2 protein-coding genes are annotated in these 5248 nt (G+C 71.7%); both read right to left on the bottom strand.

Features of this window, described 5'->3' with window-relative positions:
* On the bottom strand, positions 1–1358 hold a 1358-nt coding region (locus ACIQGQ_RS37090), incomplete at its 3' end, for a condensation domain-containing protein (RefSeq protein ID WP_402405073.1).
* Between the two features lie 8 nt (positions 1359–1366).
* The coding region (locus ACIQGQ_RS37095) for an amino acid adenylation domain-containing protein (RefSeq protein WP_402405076.1) at positions 1367–5248 on the bottom strand (3882 nt) is incomplete at its 5' end.

Here is a 5248-nt window from a genome sequence, read left to right on the forward strand (position 1 = left end):
AGTACCAGCCCGCGCTCGGCCTGTGACAGCACCTCCACCTGTCCCACCGGCACGGATGGATCCCCGACCACCGCCTCCAGCACCCGCACCAAACGCTCCGCCACGGCCTCCGCGTCAGCGCGGTCGATCAGGTCGGGCTGGTAGTCGAGGCGGAACTTCAGTTGGTCGCCGGGGTGGGCGACAAGGCCGTAGGTGTAGTGCATGGCGGAGCGGCTCTGCGCCGAGGCCAGGCGGAGGCCGCCGACATCGGCGGAGTCGTCGAGGCCCGCGCTGTCGAGGGGGTAGTTCTCGAACACCATCGAGGTGTCGAAGAGTTCACCGGCGCCGACCGCGCGCTTGATCTCGGCGAGGCCCACGTACTGGTGGTCCAGGAGCCGGGACTGCTCGGACTGGAGGCGGACCAGCAGGTCGCCCAGGGACTCCCGGTCATTCAGGGTGAGCCGCAGCGGCAGGGTGTTGATGAACAGGCCGACCATGTCCTCGACGCCGTCGAGGTCGGCGGGGCGGCCCGAGACAGTGACGCCGAAGACGACGTCGTCGCGGCCGAGCAGCCGGGAGAGCATGAGGCCCCAGGCGCCCTGGACCACGGAGTTGAGGGTGACGCCCAGCTCCCTGGCCCGCTCGGTGAGGCGAGCGGAGGCCTCCGCGGGGATACGGAACTCGACCTTGCTGGGGGTCACGGGGGCACGGTCCTTGACCGCGGGGATCACTGTGGCCGGCTCGTCGAAACTCGCGAAGGCCGCCCGCCAGGCGGCCAGGGAGGCGCCACGGTCGCGTCCGGCGATCCAGGCGAGATAGTCGCGGTAGGGGCGAATCCGAGGCAGGGCGGCGGCGTCGCCCCGGGACACGTAGAGGTGCATCAGTTCACGCAGGACGACCGGCAGCGACCAACCGTCGAGGACGGCGTGGTGCACGGCGAGCACCAGCCGGTGGCGGTCGGCGCCGAGGGTGATCAGGGTGAAACGGACCAGGGGCGGCCGGCCCATGTCGAAGCGCACGGCGCGGTCCGCGGCGACGATGCGCTCGGCGGCGGCTGGGCGCTCGCTCCTGTCGAGCGCACTGAGATCGTGCCGCCGCCAGACCAGCGGCGCGTCGGCGAGGACCACCTGGACCCAGTCGCCGCTCTTACGCTGACGGAAGCCCGCGCGGAGGTTGGTGTGCCGACGCACCAGAGCCTGGGCGGCGGTGTGCAGCCGGTCGGCGTCCAGCGATCCTTCGATATCGAAGACGAGCTGGACGGTGTAGATGTCCACGCCCTGCTCGTCGTAGACGCTGTGGAAGACGAGGCCCTCCTGCAGCGGTGACAGGGGCAGGATGTCTTCGATGGAACGGGACTTGGCACGGGACTTGACGGTCACTGCGTTCCTCACTCGTCTTCCAGGTCTGCGGAGAACTCGTCTGCGTCGAGCTCTTCAGCGAAGAGCTCGTCTTCGAATTCGTCGATCTCGTTCTGGCTGATCGGCACCAGGGCCACGTCCGAGGGGGTCAGACCGCCCGCGTCGGGACGTTGCGCGTACTGGACGAGGCCGCGCAGCGCGTCGAACCACGCGTCGGCGAGCGCGCGCACGCGCTCCTCGGTCAGCAGGCGTGCGGCCCAGGTCCAGGTGGCGACCAGTTCGGGGCCGACGGTCGAGTCCTGGGTGAGCGCGTTGAGCTCCAGGACGTGGGCCAGGGGGGCGGCCGGGTCGTCGCCGGGCACCAGCGCCCCGGTGTCGGGCACGGTGCTCCAGTCGGTGGCCTCATGGGCCGTGACACGCCCCAGGTAGTTGAAGCCGATCCAGGGGCGGTCGAGGCCCTTGAGGACCGTCCTGGTCCTCGGGTTGAGGTGGCGCAGCAGTCCGTGTCCGACTCCGTGGTCAGGTACCGCGCGCAGCTGTTCCTTGACGGACTTCAGGATGCGTCCGGCGGCGCTCCCGCCGGCGAAGGCATCCTCACGCGTGAGACGGTCCAGGGGGCCGGGGTCGAGCCGTACCGGGTACAGGGTCGTGAACCAGCCGACGGTACGGGACAGGTCCGCGCCGGGCACGATCTGCTCCTCGCGGCCGTGGCCCTCGACGTTCATGAGGACCGGGCTGCCGGTCGCCGTGGCGAGCAGTCCGGCCGGGCACTGCCAGCTGCCAGCCGCCAGGGCGAAGGCGGCGAGCAGGACGTCGTTGACGCCCGCTCCGATGGCGGCGCCCACATCGGTGAGCACGTGTTCGGTGACATCGGAGGGCAGCCGCACGGAGAGCGAGCCCGCGCTCTCGCGGGTGTCGAGGGTGGGGTCGAGTTCAGCGCCGGGGCCTGTGTCCTGTGCCGTACGGCGCAGCGTGTCGGCCCAGTGGGCGAGCTCGGCGGACCGTACCGGATCCTCGGCGGCACGCTGCAGGGACAGCGCCCAGTGGCGGAACGAGGTGGGCACGGGTTCGAGTCGGGGTTCGCCCCCGTCGGCCGTCGACTGCCAGGCCTCGGCGAGGTCGGAAACGAGGACGCGCCAGGAGACTCCGTCGACGACCAGGTGGTCGACGACGAGCAGCAGCCGTCCTGGGGCGTCGGGGCCGCGGTCGAGCCAGACGGCCTGGAGCATCCGGCCGTCGGCCGGTGCGATCCGGCCGAGAGCGGCGGCGGCCTGCTCGCCGAGAGCGGTGCGCAGGGCGTCGGCGTCGAGGCCGGTGGCGTCGACGCGGCGCAGGCAGTCGTCCACATCGAGCGTGCCGGGCTCGGGGATGGCCAGGGTCCAGGCGTCCTCGTCCGTGCCGGGTCGCGTTTCCGTTCCTGTTCCCGTGCTGGAATTCGCGCCCGGTACGCAGCGCATGCGCAGGGCGTCGTGGTGGTCCAGGACAGCCCCGAGGGCGGTGCGTAGCCGGTCGTGGCCGAGGTCGGCGGGCACCTGGAGGACGACGGACTGGTTGAAGCGGTCGACGGCACCACCCCGTTCGGCTAGCCAGTGCATGATCGGTGTGCGCGGCAGCGGGCCCCAGGCGGACTCGGACTCCTGCTGCGCACGGTCGGCCTTGTCCGCGCCGGCCGCCGACACTACGACGGCGAGCGCCTCGGCGGTGCGGTGGTCGAAGACGTCACGCGGGCTGAGCACGAGACCGGCCTTGCGGGCGCGGCTGACCAGTTGGATGGACATGATGCTGTCGCCGCCGAGGTCGAAGAAGCTGTCGTTGACGCCGACCTCCGCACGGCCGAGGACATCCGCGAACAGGGCGCACAGCGTCTCCTCGACGTGCCCGGTCGGTGCACGGCCGGTGGCGGCCGCGGCCCGGTACTCGGGGACGGGCAGCGCCTTGCGGTCGAGTTTGCCGTTGGTGGTCAGCGGCAGTTCGGCCAGGGTGACCAGGGCCGCAGGCACCATGTAGTCGGGCAGCGCCCCGGTGAGGTGGGTGCGCAGCGCGGCGGCGTCGAGGGTGTCCGGCACCGCGTACCCGGTGATGCGCTTGTCGCCGGGCCGGTCCTCGCGGACGACGACGGCGCAGGCGGTGACATCGGGGTGGTGGGCCAGCGCGGCCTCGATCTCGGCGAGTTCGATACGGAAGCCGCGGACCTTGACCTGGTCGTCGGCCCGGCCGACGAACTCGATCAGGCCGTCAGCGTTCCAACGCACCAGGTCACCGGTGCGGTACATACGGGTGCCGGGGGTGCCGTAGGGGTCGGCGACGAAGCGTTCCGCGGTCAGGTCGTGGCGGCCCAAATAGCCGCGGGCCAGTCCGCTACCCGCGATGTAGAGCTCGCCGGTCACCGCGTCGGGCACCGGGTGCAAACTCTCGTCGAGGACATACACCCGCATGTTGTCGAGCGGGGCGCCGATCGGCAGGACGCTGGGCAGTCGGCCCCGCGCGTCCCGCGCGGTGACCGGGTTGCGGGTGGCGAACACCGTGGTCTCGGTGGGGCCGTAGCCGTTGACGACCTGGATGTCCGGGCAGTGTTCCAGGACGCGGCGGACCGCGGCCGGCGGGACCACGTCGCCGCCGGTCCACACCTGGTGCACCGAGGCGAAGCACTCCGGCCGTTCCTCGGCGAGCACGGCGAACAGGCCCGCGGTGAGCCACAGCCCGGTGATGCCGTGCCGTTGGATGAGGTCGGCGAGGGAGTCGACGCCGATGTCCCCGGCCGGGGCGACGGCGACCGAGCCTCCCGTCAGGAGCGCCACCCACAGCTCCAGGGTGAGCGCGTCCCAGGCGTGCGGGGAGTGCAGCAGGACGCGCTGGGCGCATCCCGACTCCCACCAGCGGTCCAGGGCGAGTTCGGCGATGTTCCCGTGGGTGGCCGCGACGCCCTTGGGGGTGCCGGTGGAGCCCGACGTGAACATCACGCAGGCCAGCTGGTCCGGCAGCGGCGTGGCGCCGGGGGCGTCGATGCCCTCCCGCGCCAGGGCGGACATGGTGTCGGGGTCGTCGACGACGAGTAGCTCCACCCCGTCGGGCGCCATGGCGAGGGCGCGGTCGTGCTGGATCAGGTCGGTGATCAGGACGGGCGCCGCAGTCTCGTCGAGGATCCAGCGCAGGCGGTCGTCAGGGTAGGTGGCACTGAGCGGTACGTAGGCGCCACCGGCCTTGAGCACGGCCAGCACGGCGACGACCAGATCCACGGAGCGTTCCATGAGGAGCGCGACGGGAGTCTCGGGGCGTAGGCCCGCACGCCGCAGCCGGTGCGCGAGCTGGTGTGCGCGTATCGAGAGCTGTCCGTAGGTGAGTTCGGTCCCGCCCTCGGTGATGACTGCGGTGCGGTCCGGTGACTGCGCCGTGTGCGCCTCGAAGAGGCCGAGCAGGGTGGCCTCGGGCAGGGGGCGTGCGGTGGTGTTGCGCTCGCGGACGAGTGCGGTGCGCTCCCCGGGCGCGAGGACGTCGACCCGGGTGACCGGCAGTCCGGGCCGGGTGGTGACCGCGTCGAGCACCCGGACGAGCCGGTCCGCGAGGGTCCGCACGGTGGCCTCGTCGTAGAGGTCGGTGCGGTATTCGACGCGGCCTGTGAGCCCGCCTTCGGCCCGGGTGCTGAGTCCGAAGGACAGGTCGAACTTGGCGGTGCCGGTCTCGGTCTCGTATGGAGTGACGTCGAGGCCGGGCATCCGGCGGGCCTGGTCCAGCGCCTCCCGGCCGGTGGTGTCGTCCAGCGTGAGCACCGTCTGGAAGAGGGGGTGACGTGCGGTGGAGCGGGTTACGTCGAGGTCGTCGACGAGGCGTTCGAAGGGGATGTCTTGGTGGGTGTAGGCGGCGAGGTTGAACTCGCGTGTTCGGCTGAGGAGTTCGGTGAAGGTGGGGTTGCC

The sequence above is a fragment of the Streptomyces sp. NPDC092952 genome (assembly GCF_044754785.1).
GTDB lineage: Bacteria > Actinomycetota > Actinomycetes > Streptomycetales > Streptomycetaceae > Streptomyces.